General features: G+C 44.3%; 3 tRNA genes. All 3 read left to right on the top strand.

Annotated features, from left to right (window positions below):
• The first annotated feature begins 120 nt into the window (after positions 1 to 120).
• The 3 genes from CWC02_RS20395 to CWC02_RS20385 all read left to right on the top strand — a co-directional run bounded on the left by CWC02_RS20395 (position 121) and on the right by CWC02_RS20385 (position 397).
• A tRNA-Leu gene (locus CWC02_RS20395) sits at positions 121 to 205 on the top strand.
• 36 nt (positions 206 to 241) lie between these two features.
• Positions 242 to 316 (top strand) — tRNA-Gln (locus tag CWC02_RS20390).
• Between the two features lie 4 nt (positions 317 to 320).
• Positions 321 to 397, top strand: a tRNA-Met gene (locus CWC02_RS20385).
• Positions 398 to 515: the final 118 nt, after the last annotated feature.

Here is a 515-nt window from a genome sequence, read left to right as displayed (position 1 = left end):
GGTTAGAGCACCTCACTCATAATGATGGGGTCACAGGTTCAAATCCCGTCTTAGCCACCATTCTTTTTGTTGCTCAATGAAGAGTTTAAAATAACTACCAGTACTTTAAGTACGAATGATGCGGGAGTGGCGGAATTGGTAGACGCGCTGGATTTAGGTTCCAGTAACTTCGGTTGTGAGAGTTCAAGTCTCTCCTTCCGCACCATGTTCTTGATAAGAACTCAAACTATCAAATTTTTGTTGGGATATCGCCAAGCGGTAAGGCAGCAGGTTTTGATCCTGCCATTCCCAGGTTCAAATCCTGGTATCCCAGCCACGATGGCTAAGTAGCTCAGTTGGTTAGAGCACATCACTCATAATGATGGGGTCACAGGTTCAAATCCCGTCTTAGCCACCATTCTTTCTTAAGAATGGCTCTGCAGGAGTTAAAGCTGCACTCAATGAAGAGTTTAAAATAACTACCAGTACTTTTAGTACGAATGATGCGGAGTAGCGGAATTGGCCGATGTCTTGAT

Origin of the sequence: Pseudoalteromonas sp. S2721 (assembly GCF_005887425.1) — a bacterium.
In the GTDB taxonomy this organism is placed as follows: Bacteria; Pseudomonadota; Gammaproteobacteria; order Enterobacterales; family Alteromonadaceae; genus Pseudoalteromonas; species Pseudoalteromonas simplex.
This window is presented reverse-complemented; position numbering and strand designations above follow the sequence as displayed.